Here is a 19,459-nt window from a genome sequence, read left to right as displayed (position 1 = left end):
GGCGCGGCTTGCTCCGCACGGGCGAACGGTCCATGCGGGTGGCGGACCGGTCAAGGCACCGTACGGGTGGCCCCACTGCTCCCTACGGGTGATTCCCGGGCGGTCCGGGGGAGGGCCGCTGTCAGAGCGCACCCTTGCGTGTGAGGTGGTTGAAGGCGAACCACCCGGGCAGCACCGGTAGCCAGAGCGTCATCGTGCGATACAGCAGCACGGCGGGTGCGGCGACCTCCGTGGGCACCCCCACCAGCAGCAGGCCGCCCACGAGCGCGCCTTCCACGGCGCCCACACCGCCCGGTGTCGGCGCGGCCGACCCGAGGGCGTTGCCCGCGAGGAACACCACGGCGATGCTCGCGTAGCTGAGCGGCTGGTTCCCGCCGTCGAACGCCCGGATCGACGCGTCCAGACAGAGCACGAAAACGCCGGTCAGCAGCAGCATCCCGCCGATGCCGGTGAGCAGTTTCACCGGCCGCTGGAGCACGTCGAGCATGCGCGGCACCACTCCGGCGAACAGCGACCGCAGCCGCGTGGCGACGAACTTGCGCATGAACGGGATCGCCGTCACGACCAGCACCAGCACGGCGACCGTCAGCAGGCCCGCGATCACGGTCCTCGACGGTGTGAAGGAGGCCGTCCGCTCCGTCCCGGTCAGGTAGCCGAAGGACAGCAGGAGCAGGATGTGCGCGCCCAGCCCGAAGAGCTGCGAGGCGCCCACGCTCGCCACGGCCAGTCCCGGCCGCACCCCCGAGCGCTGGAGGAAGCGCGTGTTGAGCGCCACACCGCCGACCGCGGCCGGTGCCACGATCTTGACGAACGACCCGGCGACCTGCGCGAGCACGGTCCGCCCGAACCCGACCCGCTCGGGGACGAAGCCCAGCAGGCTCATCGCCGCCGCCACATAGCTGAGCGCCGAGAACCCGAGGGCAGCGGCGACCCAGCCCCAGTGAGCCTTGTCGAAGACCGTGCCGAAGTTGATCCCCGCGATCTGCGACAGCAGGAAGTACGCAGCGACGGCACCGGCGATGAAGCTGACGAGCGTACGGGGCCTGATCCGCTCGAGCCGGACCGGCTCCACGGGGGCCTGCGGGCGGATCAGCAGCACCTGGCGGCGGATCTGGGAGAGCAGGTCCTCCTCGCGGGCCTCCTCCATCGCCTCGTCCAGGGCCCGTTTGTCGGCCTGCCTCTCCGCGCGCTCGACCCTGCGGGCCGCCTTGCGGTCGTCGGCCGCCGCATGTGGCGTACGGGCCTTCCGGGCCGCCGCCGAGGCCTCCAGCGCCGCCTCGCGCTCGCGCTGCGCCCGCTCGCGCGCCTGCTGGCGCAGCGTGGCACGGGTGGAGCGGGTGAGCGCGATCGGCTGGAGCAGCGGCAGACAGTCGGCGACCTTGTCGGGGCCGAGCACCTCCACGGCCGCGGCGACCGCCCGCTCGGCGCCCACCCGCAGACCGAGTGTGGTCAGCAGCTGGGCGATGTCCATGCGCAGGACCACGTCCCCGGCCGCGATTTCGCCGCCCCGCAGGTCCGTCAGGACCACCCGGCCCGCCTGGTCCACCAGGATCGCGTCCCCGGCGAGCCGGCGGTGCGCGATGCGCCGGGACTGGAGCGCCTTCACCTGACGCCAGGCGCCCAGGACCACCTCGTCGGTGATCTCCTTGTCCTCCAGCGCGTCGAGCACCCGCCCGCCCTGGTGCTCGTACACGAGCATCACGGCGTCGGGACCGAGCTCGGAGGTGGCGATGAGCCTGGGCGCGTTGGCGCCGGCGGCGATCGCCGCGTACGCCAGCAGCGCCTCCTGCTCCAGGGCCTGGCGCAGCGACTGGATGGACCGGCGCGTGGTGATCGAGCGCAGGGTCAGACGCCGCCACACCCGGTAGAAGAAGCCGTGCGCCTGCTGCTCGCGGTCGACGACGGTCACGTCGAGCGGGGGGCCGTCCTCCAGCGAGACGAGATAGCGCCGGCCGCGGTCCTGGTCGGCGTTCTCCGGGGTGTCCTCGGCACGCATCGCGGACACCGGGCGGAAGCCGACGTGGCGCAGGCCGGCGAGCAGGTTCTGGCCGGTGGGGCGGACGTTCGGGGAGCCGACCGCGTAGAGGGTGCCGTACGCGACGGTCCAGCCGAGGAGGACGGTCAGGATGATCGAGAAGGGCGTGGTGTACCCGGCGACCAGCATGGCGAACGCGTCCAGCAGCAGGACGACCCACAGCACCACGCGCCAGCGCGGCCTGCGGGCCATCCCCACGGCGGTCATGTACGCGATGACGGGCGCGAGGTAGCCGTGCACCGGGTCCGTCAGCCCGTTCGTCTGCGGCTGGGTCAGCGCGTCCTGGAGGCTGCCGGGGGCGCTGCGGGAGACCCACAGGTCGGTGGCGAGCGTCACGCCGTGGGCCAGGACCGCGGCGAGCACGCCGTCCGCGATCCGCAGGCCGTCCCGTTTGACCAGGCGTTCGATGGCGAAGGCGACCGGGACGAGCAGCACGGCGATGCTGGACACCAGGCCCGCGAGCTTGACCAGCAGGTCCGGGGCCTGACCGGTGCCCTTGCTGATGTCCGACTCGAGACCGGTGGTGGTGCCCTGGGCGAAGGCCGCGACGGCCAGGACGACGGCGATCGCCAGGATGCCGACCAGCAGCCGCATCAGGTCCGAGGGGCGGTGGACCCGGGCGGCGAGCAGCGGCTCGTCGCCGGAGACCCGGTCGGCCCGGCTCACGTCGGCACGGGTCGAGCCGTGGGGTCCGCCGGCGGGCTCGCCGGCTACCGCGTCCGCGGGCGGGGTGGCACCGGCTCCCGCGTCCGCGGGCGGGGCGGGCGGGGTGATGCCCGCGGTGGTGTCCGGAGGCGTGGTGGCGTCCGCGCCGGCCGGGGCGTCCGCGGGCGTGGCGGAGTCCGCGCCGGCCGTCGGTTCCCCGTCCGCCGCGGGCTTCGCGGCGTCCTGGCCGGTCGGCGGAGCAGGCAATTCCGGATGCGGCTCGCGCTCAGGGCCGCCTGCCGCCTTCGAGGGCTGCACGCCCTGCTCCTTCGCCGTCTCGGTCTCTTCTTGATCTCGTATCACCAGTCACCGCCCGCACGATGGTGGCACGACCGGACGACAGAGGGGGGCATCAGGGTGTATCGCGGGGGCGTCGGGGCCGCGAGATGCTCCTCTTTGCCGCCTGTGTGCCGGTTCGCACCCTCTCCGGGGCGCTGTCGGTGGCATGCGGCAGGATGGGTCGGATGGACGACCGGATGGACGAGTTGCCGCAGTACCCCGCATACGCGGAGCGGGTTCTGGAGGTCGCCGAGCTGATCCCGCCGGGCCGCGTGATGACGTACGGGGACGTCGCGGAGTGGCTCGGCGAGGGCGGACCCCGCCAGGTCGGCCGCGTGATGGCGCTCTACGGCGGCCCCGTGCCGTGGTGGCGCGTCGTGCGGGCCGACGGAGTCCTGCTGCCCGGCCACGAGCTGCGCGCCCTGGACCACTATCGCGCGGAGGGCACACCGCTGCGGGACGCGTCGCGCGTCGCCGAGGGACATCTGCCGCGTCTCGATATGAAGCGGGCGCGGTGGGACGGCGTGGAGCTGCGCGACGCCAGCCCGGGCGTCGCCGTTCCGGGAGATGTGCCTCACAGCGAAGGGGCTCACAACGGGGCTCACATAGGACAGCTTCCGCCAAACGGCGGCGCTGCGGGCGGTCCGACGACCGTACGGGGTACGTGACGCGACCGCTGCCCGCACGGCGCGGCAGGGCGTAGCGTCCCTTGCGCGCGGCCCGCGCCGCACTCTCCTCATCAGCACACCCACCAGGACCGGCGATCCACGTGAGTTCCTCCTCCACAACCGGGCGTCCGGCGTACCCGCACCAGGTGCGCCGGAGGGCCCCGGGCGCGTACCGACTGGTGCGCACCCCGCCGGTCCCCGTGGAACCCCCTCACCTGGACGCGGCGCAGCGCGCCGTGGTTGACCACGGCCACGGGCCGCTGCTCGTCCTGGCCGGGCCGGGCACGGGAAAGACGACCACGCTGGTGGAGGCGGTCACCGCGCGGATCGCCCGGGGCGCGGACCCGGCGCGCCTGCTCGTGCTCACCTTCAGCCGCAAGGCCGCGGTCGAGCTGCGCGACCGCATGGCGCTGCGGCTCGAAGGGGCGCACGGGCCGCAGGCGACCACGTTCCACTCCTTCTGCTACGCCCTCGTGCGGGCCCACCAGGACGCCGACCTGTTCTCCGAGCCGTTGCGGCTGCTGTCCGGACCGGAGCAGGACCTCGCCGTACGCGAACTGCTCGCCGGCCAGATCGACCTGGAGCGCCACGGGATGGCCGGGGTGCGCTGGCCCGACGAGCTGCGGGCCTGCCTCACCACGCGCGGTTTCGCCGACGAGGTGCGGGCGGTGCTGGCGCGCAGCCGCGAGCTCGGACTGGGACCGGACGCCCTGTCGCGCTTCGCTGCCCGTACCGGCCGTCCCGACTGGGGCGCGGCGGCGGCCTTCCTGGCCGAGTACCTCGACGTGCTCGACATGCAGGGCGTACTCGACTACGCGGAGCTGGTCCACCGCGCGGTGCTGCTGGCGGAGAGCGTGCTGTCGCCCAGGGACCTTCCGTACGACGCGGTGTTCGTGGACGAGTACCAGGACACCGACCCGGCACAGGTGCGGCTGCTGCGGGCGCTCGCGGGCGGTGGCCGCACGCTGGTCGCCTTCGGCGACCCGGACCAGTCCGTCTACGCCTTCCGCGGGGCCGATGTGAACGGCATCCTCGACTTTCCCGACGCCTTCCGGCACGCGGACGGCAGGCCGTCGGACGTCGCCGTGCTCACGACGTCCCGGCGCAGCGGGGCCGTGCTCCTGGAGGCGACGCGCCTGCTGACCCGCCGCATGCCGCTGACCAGGCTCCCGGCGGACAAGGTCCGGGCGCACCGCGACCTGGCGGCGGTCCGGGAGGGCGGCCGGGTGGAGGCGTACACCTACCCGACGGCGTCCACGGAGCTCGACAACATCGCGGACATCCTGCGCCGCGCCCACCTCGAGGACGGGGTGCCCTGGCACGAGATGGCGGTCCTGGTCCGCGCGGGCGGCCGCACGATTCCGTCCCTGCGGCGGGCCCTGACGTCGGCGGGCGTCCCCCTGGAGGTCGACGGCGACGACATCCCGCTGCGCCACGAACCGGCGGTGGCCCCGCTCCTGACGGCGCTCCGAGCGGCGGCGACGGTGGCGGCTCGCGGCCCGGCCGCCGACCGCGCACCGGCCGACACGGACGCGGCTGCCGCGTCGCCCGCCCCCGCTGCGGACGCGCCGGACGCGGACGCCCCCGCTGCGGACGCGCCGGACGCGGACGCCCCCGCTGCGGACGCGCCGGACGCGGACGCCCCCGCTGCGGACGCGCCGGACGCGGACGCCCCCGCTGCGGACGCGCCGGACGCGGACGCCCCCGCTGCGGACGCGCCGGACGCGGACGCCCCCGCTGCGGACGCGCCGGACGCAGATGGGCTGGGAGCCGTCGCCGAGGGCGTGCCGGTGCCTGATGACGACCCCCACGCCGAGGGCGCGGGCGGAGCGGCCGCTGCTGTGCCCGCCGTCAGCGGCGGTGCGCCGCGGGCGGAAGCGGTGGTGGGCGGTTCCGGTGGTCCGGAGAGGGCCGGGGCGGACGCGAGGGAGCCCGTATGCGCCGGGGAAGCACCCGTCCCCGGCGGTGACGCCCCGCAGGCGGAGGGCGCGGGCGACGGGCCGGCGGCCGGTGACGGCTCCCACGCCGAAGGGGCTGGGGCCTCATCCGGTGACGACCCCCACGCCGAGGGCGACGGCGGCCCCGGCGAAGTCGGCTCGTGGCTCGACACCGAGACCGCGCTCAGCCTGCTCACCTCGCCGCTCGGCGGCATGGACTCCGCCGACCTCCGGCGCCTCGGCCGCGCCCTGCGCGACGAGGAGCGGGCCGGGGGCAACCGCCTGCCGCCTCCCTCCGACCAGCTCATCGCCCGCGCGCTCGCCGAGCCCGAGCGCCTCGTCGCGCACGATCCCGCCTACGCCCGCGGCGCCCAGCGGCTCGGCGCCCTGCTGCGCAAGGCCCGGGAGCTGCTCGAAGGCGGCGGCACCGCCGAAGAGGCGCTGTGGCTTCTGTGGGACGGCACCTCCTGGCCGCAGCGCCTGGAGCGCGCGGCCTTCCGCGGCGGCGCGGCCGGCCGCAACGCCGACCGCGACCTCGACGCCGTCTGCGCCCTCTTCGAGACCGCCGCACGCGCCGAGGAACGCACCGGCGGTCGCGGCGCGCTCAACTTCATCGAGGAGCTCGACGCCCAGGACATCGCCGCCGACACCCTCTCCCGCAGACAGGTCCGCCCCGACGCCGTACGGCTGATGACCGCGCACCGCTCCAAGGGCCTCGAGTGGAGTCTCGTCGTCGTCGCCGGCGTACAGGAGGGCCTGTGGCCGGACCTGCGCCGCCGCGGTTCGCTCCTGGAGGCCGACCGCATCGGACGCGACGGCCTCGCCGAGCCCCTCACCCCCGGCGCGCTCCTCGCCGAGGAGCGCCGTCTCTTCTACGTCGCCGCCACGCGCGCCCGCGACCGGCTCGTCGTCACCGCCGTCAAGGCCCCCGCCGACGACGGCGACCAGCCCTCCCGCTTCCTCACGGAGCTCGGCACCGAGCCCCGCGACGTCACCGGCCGCCCCCGCCGCCCCCTCGCCGTCGCCCCGCTCGTCGCCGAGCTGCGGGCCACCACCGTGGACCCGGACGCCTCCCCGGAGCTGCGCGACGCCGCCGCCCGCCGTCTCGCCCGGCTCGCGGCGCTCACCGACGACGAGGGCCAGCCCCTGGTGCCGTCGGCGCACCCGTACCGCTGGTGGGGCATGTTCGACCCCACGCACAGCGCCGTACCGCTGCGTGACCGGGACCGGCCCGTCACCCTCTCGGGCAGCGCCCTGGACCAGCTCGCCAACACCTGCGCGCTCCAGTGGTTCCTGGGACGCGAGGTCAAGGCGGACTCACCGGCCACCGCCGCCCAGGGCTTCGGCAACGTCGTCCACGTCCTCGCCGACGAGGTCGCGTCCGGCCGCAGCCCCGCCGACCTCGCCGTCCTCATGGAACGGCTCGACTCCGTCTGGGACGCCCTCGTCTTCGACGCGCCCTGGAAGTCGAAGCAGGAGAAGGAGCACGCGCGCGTGGCGCTCGAACGCTTCCTGCGCTGGCACGTCATGGACCGCGGCGGACGGACCCCCGCGGCGACCGAGCACGACTTCGACGTGGCCCTGGAGGCGGGGGAGTACGAGGTGCGCATCCGCGGCTCCATGGACCGCGTCGAACAGGACGCCCAGGGCCGCGCCTACGTCGTGGACTTCAAGACCGGCAAGCAGTCGCCCACCCGGGACGAGGTCGCCCGTCACCCCCAGCTCGCCGTGTACCAGCTGGCCGTCCGCGAGGGCGCCGTCGACGAGGTCTTCGACGGGCGCAGACCGGAGCCCGGCGGCGCCGAGCTCGTCCAGCTGCGCCAGCCCGCCGCCAAGAAGGAGGGCGGCGACGCACTGCCCAAGGTGCAGGCGCAGGAGGCACTCTCGGGGGAGTGGGTCGGCGAACTGCTGGCCACAGCCGCCGGCCGGGTGCTCGACGAGCGTTTCACGCCGTCGACCGGCCAGCACTGCACGCACTGCGCGTTCCGCGCCTCGTGCAGCGCTCGGCCGGAGGGCCGCCAAATAGTGGAATGATCGGTGTTCTTGTCGGCATTTACTCCCTTTGCCTGCATCCAATGAAGGTCCACAGCAGCCGGTACGGGCTGCGGCAGGCGGATCTTCGAGGAGCGACACATGGCGGCCACGAGAAAGTCCCCGACCATGGCGATCGCGTGCGTGAGCGCGATCGCCGCACTGGCGGGCTGTTCCCAGGACGGCGGCGTCGAGGCCGGGCACGCGGCGGGCGAAGGCCGGGTGCCGGTCGCCGCGACGACGGGTGCGACAGGTGACTCCCTGAAGGGCCTGAGTGCCGATCAGATCGCCGAGAAGGCGGTGAAGACGACGAAGGCGGCCTCGTCGCTGCGCATGAAAGGCGCGATCGGGGCCGACGACGGGGAACGGGTGTCGGTCGACCTCGCCATGGACGCGAAGGCCAACTGCACGGGCCGCCTGGGCATCGAGAGCGGTCGCGCCGACCTCCGCAGGCTCGGCGAGGTGCTGTACATGAAGGGTGACGAGGCGTTCTGGCGCGCCTCGTTGAACCGCCGCGCCTCCGCCTCGCCGGACGGCGATACCAGCGACACCGTGATCGAGCTGATGAAGGGCCGCTGGATCAAGATGCCGTCCAGCGCCGTCGAGGAGATGCGGGGCGTGTGCGACCTCGACGAGATGCTCGCCGAGCTGGACGAGGAAAAGGCGGATCGTACGGGCATGACGCTCGGCAAGGACAGCGAGATCGACGGCGTACCCGTGGTGACCCTCGTGAAGAAGAAGGGCCGGGAGACGACGACCGTGTACGTGGCGAAGGAGGGCAAGCCGTACCTGCGGAAGGTCGTCAAGACGGGCGGCAGCGAACCGGGCACGGTCGCGCTGTCCGACTTCGACAGGCCCGTGAAGGTCAAGGCGCCTCCTGCGAACGAGGTCCTCGACCTGGGGCAGCTCGGCGGCAACACACAGTTCGGCACGGGGACGGGCGCGGACGTCGAGTCTGCGGGACCGGGCGCGGCAACCGGTACGGGCGGCGCTGCCGGCGACACCGGCACCGAGGGGGCGGGCCGGGCCGCCGGCACGGATGCGGACGACACCGACTCCGGATCCGCTGCGGACACCCGCCCCGGCACAGACACCGGTTCCGGTTACGGCGAGGGCGAGGGCGAGGGCGAGGGCGAGGGCGGGGGCGGGGGCGACGGTGCGACCACGCCCTGACCCTCGCCTCCGCTCCCGGCCCAGGCGAGACCGCCGCTGTCGGTGGTCCCCATTAGCCTCTTTGAGGTGACCGCACGCATCACCGACCCCGAGCAGCTCAAGGAGCTCCTCGGCATCCCGTTCACCCCGGAGCAGACGGCCTGCATCACCGCGCCGCCCGCCCCGCAGGTCATCGTGGCCGGTGCCGGCTCGGGGAAGACGACGGTGATGGCGGCGCGCGTGGTGTGGCTGGTCGGCACCGGCCAGGTCGCACCCGAGCAGGTCCTCGGCCTCACGTTCACCAACAAGGCGGCGGGCGAGCTCGCCGAGCGCGTCCGGACCGCGCTCGTACGGGCGGGGGTGACGGACCCGGACGCGATCGACCCCGACAACCCTCCGGGCGAGCCCCGCATCTCGACGTACCACGCCTTCGCCGGACAGCTGCTGACCGACCACGGCCTGCGCATAGGGCTCGAGCCGTCGGCGCGGCTCCTCGCCGACGCCACGCGCTACCAGCTCGCCGCGCGCGTGCTGCGTGAGGCACCGGGCCCGTACCCGGCGCTCACCCGGTCCTTCCCCTCGCTCGTCAGCGACGTCCTCGCGCTCGACGCGGAGCTCGCCGAGCATCTGGTGCGCCCCGAGCGGCTCGCGGCGTACGACACGGAACTGCTGGGCGTCCTGGAGACCGCCAAGCTGAGCAACGCCGACCTCCGCAAGGTCCCCGAGGCGGCAGCGGCCCGCCGCGAACTGCTGGATCTGACCGTCCGCTACCGGGCTGCCAAGCGCGAGCGCGATCTGCTCGACTTCGGCGACCAGATCGCGCTCTCCGCCGAGCTGGCGCTCACCCGGCCCGAGGTCGGCACGATCCTGCGGGACCAGTTCCGGGTCGTCCTGCTCGACGAGTACCAGGACACGTCGGTCGCGCAGCGGCTGCTGCTGTCCGGGCTGTTCGGGCAGGGCACGGGGCACGCCGTCACCGCGGTCGGCGACCCCTGCCAGGCGATCTACGGCTGGCGCGGTGCGTCCGTGGCCAACCTGGACGACTTCCCGCTCCACTTCCCGTTCTCCGACGGCAGCCCCGCCGCCCGCTTCTCGCTCAGCGAGAACCGCCGCAGCGGAGGCAGGCTGCTGCACCTGGCCAACGACCTGGCGGCTCCGCTGCGCGCGATGCACGAGGGGGTGGAGGCGCTGCGGCCCGCGCCCGGCGCCGAGCGGGACGGCCTCGTCCGCTGTGCCCTGCTGCCCACGCACGCCGAGGAGATCGACTGGCTCGCCGACTCGATCGCCCACCTGGTGCGCACCGGCAAGGAGCCCGGCGAGATCGCGGTCCTGTGCCGTACGGCCGGCGACTTCCCCGAGATCCAGGCGGCGCTGGTCGCCCGTGACGTCCCCGTCGAGGTGGTGGGCCTGTCCGGGCTGCTGCACCTGCCGGAGGTCGCCGACCTGGTCGCCGTGTGCGAGGTCCTCCAGGACCCGGGCGCCAACGCCTCGCTCGTACGCCTCCTGACCGGTCCGCGCTGGCGGATCGGGCCGCGCGACCTCGCGCTGCTGGGCCGCCGGGCACGGCTGCTGGTGCACCGGACCGGCGCCGACGACGACCCCGACCAGCGCCTCGCGGCGGCGGTCGAGGGCACCGACCCGGCCGAGGTCGTCTCGCTGGCCGACGCCCTGGACACCTTCCTGGAGCCGGGCGGCAGGGAGGACGACGGCCTGCCCTTCTCGGCCGATGCGCGGGTGCGGTTCGCCCGTCTCGCGGCCGAGCTGCGCGATCTGCGGAGGGCGCTGGCGGATCCGCTGATGGACGTCCTGCACCGGGTGCTGTCCGCCACCGGACTCGAGGTGGAGCTGTCCGCATCCCCGCACGCCCTCGCGGCACGCCGGCGCGAGACCCTCGCCAACTTCATGGACGTCGCGGCCGGGTTCGCCGCGCTGGACGGCGAGGCGACGCTGCTGGCCTTCCTCGGCTTCCTGCGGACCGCCGCGCAGTACGAGAAGGGCCTGGACAACGCCCTCCCGGGCGGCGAGAACACCGTCAAGGTGCTGACCGCCCACAAGTCGAAGGGCCTCGAATGGGACGTCGTCGCCGTGCCGGGCCTCGTCGCCAGGCACTTCCCGAACGACCAGGCGCGCGAGTCCTGGACCTCGCAGGCCAAGGTGCTCCCGCACGCGCTGCGGGGTGACGCGGACACGCTCCCGGACGTGCAGTCGTGGGACGCGCGGGGCCTGAAGGCGTTCAAGGAGTCGATGAAGGACCACCAGTACACGGAGGAACTGCGCCTGGGGTACGTGACCTTCACCCGGCCCCGCTCCCTCCTCCTCGGCTCGGCGCACTGGTGGGGCCCCAGCCAGAAGCGCCGCCGGGGCCCTTCGGCGTTCCTCCAGGCGCTGTACGAGCACTGCGTGCAGGGCCACGGCGAGATCGAGGCCTGGGCGGAGGAGCCCGAGGAGGACGCGGAGAACCCGGCGCTGCGGGCGGCGGACGCGGACCACGCCTGGCCGCTGCCTCTGGACCCGGCGTCCCTGTCCCGCCGCCGTGAGGCGGCGGAGACGGTGCTCACCCACATGGCGTCCCTCGCGGCGGCACCGCCCACGCCTGCCGCTGACCCGGCCGGTCCGGACGCGCCCGACGACGGAGAGTGGCCCGAGGAGCCCCCGGCCGACGAGGAGGAGCCCCTCTACGACGAGCCCCTCTACGACGAGCCCCCCTACGACGACATGGACACTGCGCCGCTCGTCCCTCACCAGCAGGACCGGTCGCCCGAGCACACGCCCGCGCCCCATGATTCCGGCGACGGAGCCATCGCGCCGCCCGCGTCGCATGGCGAGTCCGGCGGACCGGCGGCCGCCCTGCCCTCGCGCCGTGCAGCGGACGCGACCCGGGGCGTGAGGGCGTCGGCCCCCGCGTTCGACGGCCTGCCGCGCCGGGGGTCCGGGGGCCTGCCCCCGGTTCGGGGAAGGGACGAGGCGGGGGACCTCACCCCCGAGGACGCCCGCACCGTCGCCTCCTGGGACCGCGACCTCGACGCGCTCACCGGCGAGCTCCGCCGCACCCGCGCCTCCACCCGTGACGTCCTGCTGCCGCGGTCCCTGTCCGCCTCGCAGCTCCTGCGTCTCGCCGCCGACCCCGACGGCTTCGCCCACGACCTCGCCCGCCCCATGCCCCGGCCACCGCAGCCCGCCGCGCGGCGCGGCACCCGGTTCCACGCCTGGGTGGAGTCGCGGTTCGAGGAGCTGCCGCTGCCCATGCTCGGCCCGGACGACCTCCCCGGGACCCCGGGCGCCCCCGGAGCCGCCGCCGACGTGCACGACATCGCCGACGAGCAGGACCTCGCCGCGCTCAAGGACGCGTTCGAGCGCACCGAGTACGCCCGCCGCACCCCGTACCGGGTCGAGGCGTCGTTCCAGATCACCCTCGCGGGCCGCGTCGTACGGGGCCGTATCGACGCGGTGTACCGCACCGGGGAGCACACGTACGAGATCGTCGACTGGAAGACCGCCCGCGACGGCGCCGCCGACCCTCTCCAGCTCGCGGTCTACCGCCTCGCCTGGGCGGAGCAGCAGGGCGTCCCGCTGGACGCCGTCTCCGCCGCGTTCGTCTTCGTCCGCAGCGGGGAAGTCGTCCGACCCGGCACGCTCCCCGACCGCGCGGGGCTGGAGCGCATCCTGCTGGGTGGGACGGCCGGCGAGCCGGAGCCGGTGGCCCGTTAGGCTCAGGAGCATGAGCGAGACCCCGGACAGCGCTGTCCGTACGTACATCGAGCAGCACCGCACCGCCTTCGTCGACGACCTCGTCGAGTGGCTGCGGATCCCGTCCGTGTCGGCGCAGCCCGACCACGACGACGACGTACGGCGCAGCGCCGAGTGGCTCGCGGCCAAGCTCGCGGAGACCGGCTTCCCCGTCACCGAGGTCTGGCCGACGCCGGGTGCTCCCGCCGTGTTCGCCGAGTGGCCGTCCAGCGACCCGGACGCGCCCACCGTGCTGGTCTACGGTCACCACGACGTGCAGCCCGCGGCCCGCGAGGACGGCTGGCGCACCGACCCGTTCGAGCCGGTGATCGAGAACGGCCGCCTGTACGCGCGGGGCGCCGCCGACGACAAGGGCCAGGTGTTCTTCCACACCCTCGGCGTACGCGCGCACCTCGCCGCCACCGGCCGCACGGCACCCGCCGTCAACCTCAAGCTGATCGTCGAGGGCGAGGAGGAGTCGGGTTCTCCCCACTTCCGTGCCCTCGTCGAGGAGCACGCGCACCGCCTCGCGGCCGACGCCGTGATCGTCTCCGACACCGGCATGTGGTCCGAGACGACGCCCACGGTCTGCACCGGCATGCGCGGCCTCGCCGACTGCGAGATCACTCTGTACGGCCCCGACCAGGACATCCACTCCGGTTCGTTCGGCGGCGCCGTCCCCAATCCGGCCACGGTCGCCGCCCGCATCGTCGCCGCCCTGCACGACGAGGACGAGCGGGTCACGGTCCCCGGCTTCTACGACGGCGTCGCGCCGCTGGGCGACGCCGAGCGGGAGCTGTTCGCCGAGCTCCCCTTCGACGAGGAGTCCTGGTTGCGCACCGCCAAGTCCCACGGAACGCTCGGCGAGGCCGGGTACACCACGCTGGAGCGCATCTGGGCCCGCCCGACCGCCGAGGTCAACGGCATCGGCGGCGGCTACCAGGGCGCCGGCGGCAAGACGATCGTCCCGTCGTCGGCCTTCGTGAAGCTGTCGTTCCGGCTGGTGGCCGGGCAGCAGCCGGACAAGATCGAGCGGGCCGTCGCCGACTGGGTCGCCGCCCGCGTCCCCGCCGGGATCCGCCACGAGATCGTCTTCGGCGCCGCCACCCGCCCGTGCCTGACACCGCTGGACCACCCGGCCCTGCGGTCGGTCGTCTGGGCCATGGGCCGCGCCTTCGACGGCGAGAAGATCCGCTTCACCCGCGAGGGAGGTTCCGGCCCGGCCGCCGACCTCCAGGACGTTCTCGACGCCCCCGTCCTGTTCCTCGGCATCTCCGTACCGTCCGACGGCTGGCACGCACCCGACGAGAAGGTCGAGCTGGACCTCCTCGTCAAGGGCGTGGAAGCCTCCGCCCACCTGTGGGGCGACCTGGCCGCCGCACTTCGCTGAACCGACACCGATCACCCGGGGGAGTTGGAAGAACACCGTGAGCACCGACAGCTACGCCGCCGCAGACCGCCCCATCGCCCTGACCGCGCCGAGCGGCATCGACCGCGAAGCGCACAACCGTCTCGACGAGGCATGGCTCGCTGCGGCATGGAGCCACCCCACGACCCGGGTCTTCGTCGTCTCCGGCGGCCAGGCGCTGATCGACGAACCCGCCGACAGTACAGACGGCCGCACCGAGCTGGTCATGACCCCCGCCTTCGAGGCACCGGTCACCGAGACCCACCGCTACTTCCTCGGCACGGACGAGGACGGGGTGCGTTACTTCGCCCTCCAGAAGGACTCGCTGCCCGGCCGCATGGACCAGTCGGCCCGGCCCGCGGGGCTGCGCGAGGCGGGCCTGCTGCTCAGCCCGCGGGACGCGGGGCTGCTGGTGCACGCGGTGGCGCTGGAGAACTGGCAGCGGCTGCACCGCTTCTGCTCGCGCTGCGGCGAGCGCACGGTCATCGCGGCGGCGGGGCACATCCGCCGCTGCCAGGCGTGCGGCGCCGAGCACTACCCGAGGACCGACCCTGCCGTGATCATGCTCGTCACGGACGACGAGGACCGTGCCCTGCTCGGCCGCCAGGTGCACTGGCCCGAGGGCCGTTTCTCGACGCTCGCGGGCTTCGTGGAGCCCGGCGAGTCGATCGAGCAGTCCGTGCGGCGCGAGGTGCGCGAGGAGGTGGGCGTCACCGTCGGTGACGTGCAGTACGTCGCCAGCCAGCCCTGGCCCTTCCCCTCCAGCCTGATGCTCGGCTTCACCGCACAGGCGACCTCGTCGGAGATCACCGTGGACGGCGAGGAGATCCACGAGGCGCGCTGGTTCTCCCGGGAGGACCTGCGGGCCGCGTTCGAGTCCGGGGAGGTGCTGCCTCCGTACGGGATCTCGATCGCGGCCCGCCTCATCGAGCTCTGGTACGGCAAGCCGCTGCCCAGGCCCGGGGATGTGCTCTGACGGTCCGGCCCCGGCTGTCGCGCGCGGCCGGGCACGGGGACGTGCTAGGGCCTCTCGTTTGGATCATGCCGGGCTCGCGGGCCCTGGCACGCACGCTCGCCGCGTTGTCGTCGGTCGCCATGGCTCCGCCATTGTCTCCCTCCTCCGCCTTGCGATCGCACGCACCAGCCCCCGCTCACTGATCCGGCCTGGTCCAAACGAAAGACCCTAGGCGCCGATCTTCTGCTTGACCTGGGCCAGCGACGGGTTCGTCAGCGTGGAACCGTCCGGGAACAGGACGGTCGGCACGGTCTGGTTGCCGCCGTTGGCCTTCTCGACGAAGGCCGCCGACTCCGGGTCCAGCTCGATGTTGACCTCGGTGTACGCGATGCCCTCACGGTCCATCTGGCTCTTCAGGCGGCGGCAGTATCCGCACCAGGTGGTGCTGTACATCGTCACAGTGCCCTGCATCGTCTCTCGTGCTCCTCAGCTCGCGGGTGCGTGTTCACCTCGCCCTAGAACGTAAGCGACCGGCCCTGCGATTCCCGAGCCTGCGGACGACGGTGCCGGTGGGCGCCGATGCCAGGTCCGCAAAGCCGTGCCGGCGGGCACGCGGCCTGTGCCGGTTCGTACGACGAATACCCGGTCCCTGTGGACAACCGCCGCACCCGTCTCCCGGGACCTGGCAGCATGGCGGGGTGACAGCAGCAACGCACTCCTCTCTTTTCCCGCAGGTCCCCGAGTCGGCCGACGCGGTGCTCGACGGGCTCGACCCCGAGCAGCGCGAGGTGGCGACCGCCCTGCACGGCCCGGTGTGCGTGCTGGCCGGCGCCGGCACGGGCAAGACGCGCGCGATCACCCACCGCATCGCGTACGGCGTCCGCGCGGGGATACTCCAGCCCGCCAGCGTGCTCGCGGTCACCTTCACCAACCGTGCGGCCGGGGAGATGCGGGGCCGGCTGCGCCAGCTCGGCGCCGGCGGCGTCCAGGCCCGCACCTTCCACTCCGCGGCCCTGCGCCAGCTGCAGTACTTCTGGCCGAAAGCCGTCGGCGGCGACCTGCCCCGGCTTCTGGAGCGCAAGATCCAGCTGGTCGCCGAGGCCGCCGCTCGCTGCCGCGTTCGCCTCGACCGGAACGAGCTGCGGGACGTGACCAGCGAGATCGAGTGGGCCAAGGTCACCCAGACCGTGCCCGCCGACTACCCGGCCGAGGTCGCCAAGTCCCTGCGGGAGGCTCCGCGCGACCCGGCGGAAATCAGCCAGATCTACGCGATGTACGAGCAGCTCAAGCGCGACCGCGCGGCCATCGACTTCGAGGACGTGCTGCTGCTCACGGTCGGCATCCTCCAGGACCGGCACGACATCGCCGAGCAGGTCCGCCGCCAGTACCAGCACTTCGTGGTCGACGAGTACCAGGACGTGAGCCCGCTCCAGCAGCGCCTGCTGGATCTGTGGCTCGGGGACCGGGACAGCCTGTGCGTGGTCGGCGACGCCAGCCAGACGATCTACTCGTTCACCGGCGCCACCCCCGACCACCTGCTGAACTTCCGCACCCGCCACCCCGACGCGACCGTGGTCAAGCTGGTCCGCGACTACCGCTCCACACCCCAGGTCGTGCACCTGGCCAACGGACTGCTCGGCCAGGCCCGCGGCCGCGCCGCCGAGCACCGTCTCGAGCTGGTCTCCCAGCGCGATCCCGGCCCCGAGCCCGCCTACGTCGAGTACGGGGACGAGCCCGCCGAGGCCGAAGGCACGGCCCGCCGCATCCGCGATCTGATCGCCGCGGGCGTGCCGGCCGGCGAGATCGCCGTTCTCTACCGGATCAACGCCCAGTCCGAGGTCTACGAGCAGGCCTTGGCCGACGCGGGCGTCCCGTACCAGCTGCGCGGCGCGGAGCGCTTCTTCGAGCGCCAGGAGGTCCGCGAGGCCGGGGTCGCCCTGCGCGGCGCCGCCCGGGCGGGGGGCAACGACTCCTTGCTCGACGACGCGGAGGACCTGCCCTCCCAGGTCCGGGCCGTCCTCTCCACGAAGGGCTGGACGACCGAGCCGCCCGCGGGATCGGGCGCGGTGCGCGACCGCTGGGAGTCCCTCGCGGCACTGGTCCGCCTCGCCGAGGACTTCGCCCGCGCCAAGCCCGGCGCCACGCTCGCGAATCTCGTCACCGAGCTCGACGAGCGCGCCGCCGCTCAGCACGCCCCCACGGTCCAGGGCGTCACCCTCGCCTCCCTGCACTCGGCCAAGGGCCTGGAGTGGGACGCGGTGTTCCTGGTCGGCCTGACCGAGGGCATGATGCCGATCACCTACGCCAAGACCGACGAGCAGGTCGAGGAGGAGCGCCGGCTGCTCTACGTGGGCGTCACCCGCGCCCGGCTCCACCTGTGCCTGTCCTGGGCGCTGTCCCGCGCGCCGGGCGGCCGCGCCTCCCGCCGCCCGAGCCGTTTCCTGAACGGCCTGCGTCCCGGATCGGCCGCGCCCGGCAGCCGCGGGGCCGGTGGCACGGGCGGTGTCGAGCGCGGCAGCGGTGGCAAGCGCAAGCGGCGTGGGCCGGTGTTGTGCCGGGTCTGCGGCAAGACCCTCACCGACGCCGGTGAGATGAAGCTGATGCGCTGCGAGGACTGCCCCTCGGACATGGACGAGGCCCTGTACGAGCGGTTGCGCGAGTGGCGTTCCGACCGTGCCAAGGAGCTTGGCCAGCCCGCGTACTGCGTCTTCACCGACAAGACACTGATGGCGATCGCCGAGGCGGTTCCGGGCACCGAGGGCGAGTTGGCCGGCATCTCCGGGGTCGGCGGCCGCAAGCTGGAGCGCTTCGGCACCGATGTCCTGGCCATCTGCGCAGGTGAGGAGCCGATGGAGGCCGACGAGGAGGACTGATGCAAACTCGTCGAAAAAATAGTTTGCGCCCGCCTAGGCAAGCCCCATAGGTTCTTAACCACGCGAACGGCGGCTTCTCTGAAGCCCTGTCCTCGTGCTGTACTTATCCGAATACCGCGACCGGCTCGCCCGGTCCCCGAGACGCCGAGAGGAGGCGATTCCAGTGATCAGCATCAAGACCAGCTTCGTCAGCACCGCCAAAATGACCGATCGCTCGGCCGCCTCCGCCTGCTCGCTCGGCTTCTCCTCGGCGTTCATCGGCACCGGTATGTCCGGCGACTTCGCCGCGCTTCCCGTGTCCGGCCTGGGCGGTCTCCCCGTCCTGGAGCGCAATGAGCGACCGACCAAGGCACTGGAAGCAGGAGTAGCAGTGGCAGAGGCTCGGGCCTATGCCTTTGCGGCGGCCAGTGCCAAGACCCAGCAGCAGACGACGCATCACCACTCGACGTGGGCCTTCCGTGGGCTCGAACCCTGGAGTGATCCAGCCTGATCCAGCATCAGGCCGGCGCCTTCAGGGCCGCGGAACCCCACCCGGGATCCGCGGCCCTTCTGTTTTCCCCAGCGGGATGACAGAGCGAAGGGGCCTCGGGACCAGAAGCACCCGGTACCAACAGCCAACCGGCCGACCGGCCGGCACGACAGACGAGGAACAACACACCGTGCAACTCGAAGCGCACGCCCCGTCCGTACCGCCTTCCCAGCCGATCTCCCCGCCCGCCCTTCCCGAGGACTCCACCTTGACTCCCCTCACCGCGCTGACCGCGCTCGACGACGCCATCGAGAACCTCGGCGTACCCGTCCCCTGCCGCTCCTACGACCCGGAGGTCTTCTTCGCCGAGTCGCCGGCCGACGTCGAGTACGCCAAGTCCCTCTGCCGTACCTGCCCGCTGATGGAGGCCTGCCTCGCCGGCGCCAAGGAGCGGCGTGAGCCGTGGGGCGTCTGGGGCGGAGAGCTCTTCGTCCAGGGTGTCGTCGTCGCCCGGAAGCGGCCGCGTGGTCGCCCGCGCAAGAACCCGGTCGCGGCATGAGCACCGCAGGAACCATCGACCGACCCCTCACGCACGATCCCCATAAGCAGGCCCCGATGACCTCTCCCGCCAGCGAGCCGTCAGGCTCCGCCACCCCAGCTGTCACCACCATCGGCGCGAACGCCTCGCGTCAGAACAGGACCCGCGAAATGCAACTCATCCCAGAAGCCCTGGCTCGTGCGCATATGCACGAGCGCCGGCGCGAAGCCGATGCGGAACGCCAGGCCGTGCGCCTGGTCGCCGCCCGGCGGATGCAGCGCCGCGCCGAGCGCGTGTCGATGCGCGCCCGCCGCGCACTGGCCATGGCCGTCATGAACTGACGGCACACGCTGTCCCCGCGGGGGCCGGTCCGAACGGACCGGCCCCCGCGGTGCGTTGCCGGCGCGGACGGCCGGGGGCGGCGGTATCGTCGCCGAGGTGGACCAGGACAAGACGCCGCAGCCCGGACAGCAGGGCGCACAGGCACCGGGCGCGGAGAGCACCGTGTGCTCCAGATGCGGTGCGACCGCCGAGGGGACGCCCGCGACTTGGACCTTTTCCGTGGAGAACGGAGTCCGCCTCTACCTGTGCGAGGACTGCGCACGGGCCAATATCAGGGCGATCGAGGGCAGGCTCGACTCGGCCTGGTGGTGACACCGCGCGCCGCCCCCCGGCCGCCGCGC

Annotated in this window: 13 protein-coding genes; 11 read left to right on the top strand and 2 right to left on the bottom strand. The window is 73.5% G+C overall.

What is annotated here, in order from left to right; genetic code table 11:
* Positions 1–121: 121 nt before the first annotated feature.
* Complete coding sequence (locus tag HW130_RS17905; protein ID WP_177150616.1) at positions 122–2,998, bottom strand: lysylphosphatidylglycerol synthase transmembrane domain-containing protein; 2,877 nt, start codon at positions 2,996–2,998, stop codon at positions 122–124.
* Positions 2,999–3,204: 206 nt separating this feature from the next.
* On the opposite strand from HW130_RS17905, the gene HW130_RS17900 reads away from it, so the two are divergent.
* The 6 genes from HW130_RS17900 (at position 3,205) to nudC (ending at position 14,917) form a co-directional block, all read left to right on the top strand.
* Positions 3,205–3,687, top strand: coding sequence for an MGMT family protein (locus tag HW130_RS17900; RefSeq protein ID WP_305737804.1), 483 nt, complete (start codon positions 3,205–3,207; stop codon positions 3,685–3,687).
* 101 nt (positions 3,688–3,788) lie between these two features.
* Positions 3,789–7,658 carry a UvrD-helicase domain-containing protein gene (locus HW130_RS17895; protein ID WP_177150615.1) on the top strand — a complete coding sequence of 1,290 codons (3,870 nt, stop codon included), beginning with the start codon at positions 3,789–3,791 and terminating at the stop codon, positions 7,656–7,658.
* Positions 7,659–7,757: 99 nt separating this feature from the next.
* Positions 7,758–8,828: a hypothetical protein gene (locus HW130_RS17890; RefSeq protein WP_177150614.1), complete on the top strand. Its 1,071-nt coding sequence runs from the start codon at positions 7,758–7,760 to the stop codon at positions 8,826–8,828.
* Between the two features lie 66 nt (positions 8,829–8,894).
* The gene (locus HW130_RS17885; protein ID WP_177150613.1) at positions 8,895–12,515 is read left to right on the top strand and encodes an ATP-dependent DNA helicase; all 3,621 of its coding nucleotides are present in this window, start codon (positions 8,895–8,897) and stop codon (positions 12,513–12,515) included.
* A gap of 10 nt (positions 12,516–12,525) precedes the next feature.
* Complete coding sequence (locus HW130_RS17880) at positions 12,526–13,923, top strand: dipeptidase (RefSeq protein ID WP_177150612.1); 1,398 nt, start codon at positions 12,526–12,528, stop codon at positions 13,921–13,923.
* Between the two features lie 37 nt (positions 13,924–13,960).
* A complete protein-coding gene (nudC, locus tag HW130_RS17875) occupies positions 13,961–14,917 on the top strand; it encodes an NAD(+) diphosphatase (RefSeq protein ID WP_177150611.1) in 957 nt (318 codons plus the stop codon).
* Between the two features lie 207 nt (positions 14,918–15,124).
* Here the strand turns inward: nudC and HW130_RS17870 are convergent, their stop codons facing one another.
* Positions 15,125–15,367, bottom strand: coding sequence for a mycoredoxin (locus HW130_RS17870; RefSeq protein WP_177150610.1), 243 nt, complete (start codon positions 15,365–15,367; stop codon positions 15,125–15,127).
* Between the two features lie 227 nt (positions 15,368–15,594).
* Here HW130_RS17870 and HW130_RS17865 point away from each other — a divergent pair, with 227 nt between their 5' ends.
* The 5 genes from HW130_RS17865 (at position 15,595) to HW130_RS17845 (ending at position 19,430) form a co-directional block, all read left to right on the top strand.
* A complete protein-coding gene (locus HW130_RS17865) occupies positions 15,595–17,769 on the top strand; it encodes an ATP-dependent DNA helicase UvrD2 (protein WP_177150609.1) in 2,175 nt (724 codons plus the stop codon).
* Between the two features lie 163 nt (positions 17,770–17,932).
* Complete coding sequence (locus HW130_RS17860) at positions 17,933–18,259, top strand: hypothetical protein (RefSeq protein ID WP_177150608.1); 327 nt, start codon at positions 17,933–17,935, stop codon at positions 18,257–18,259.
* Positions 18,260–18,428: 169 nt separating this feature from the next.
* Positions 18,429–18,797, top strand: a complete 369-nt coding sequence (locus HW130_RS17855) for a WhiB family transcriptional regulator (protein ID WP_177150607.1) — start codon at positions 18,429–18,431, stop codon at positions 18,795–18,797.
* Positions 18,794–19,117 (top strand): hypothetical protein, encoded by a 324-nt coding sequence (locus HW130_RS17850; protein ID WP_177150606.1) that lies wholly within the window; start codon positions 18,794–18,796, stop codon positions 19,115–19,117. The genes HW130_RS17855 and HW130_RS17850 overlap by 4 nt, the downstream gene beginning before the upstream one ends.
* A 97-nt stretch (positions 19,118–19,214) precedes the next feature.
* Positions 19,215–19,430 (top strand): hypothetical protein, encoded by a 216-nt coding sequence (locus tag HW130_RS17845; protein ID WP_177150605.1) that lies wholly within the window; start codon positions 19,215–19,217, stop codon positions 19,428–19,430.
* The last annotated feature ends 29 nt before the right edge of the window (positions 19,431–19,459 follow it).

Origin of the sequence: Streptomyces sp. PKU-EA00015 (assembly GCF_013387495.1) — a bacterium.
GTDB lineage: Bacteria > Actinomycetota > Actinomycetes > Streptomycetales > Streptomycetaceae > Streptomyces.
This window is presented reverse-complemented; position numbering and strand designations above follow the sequence as displayed.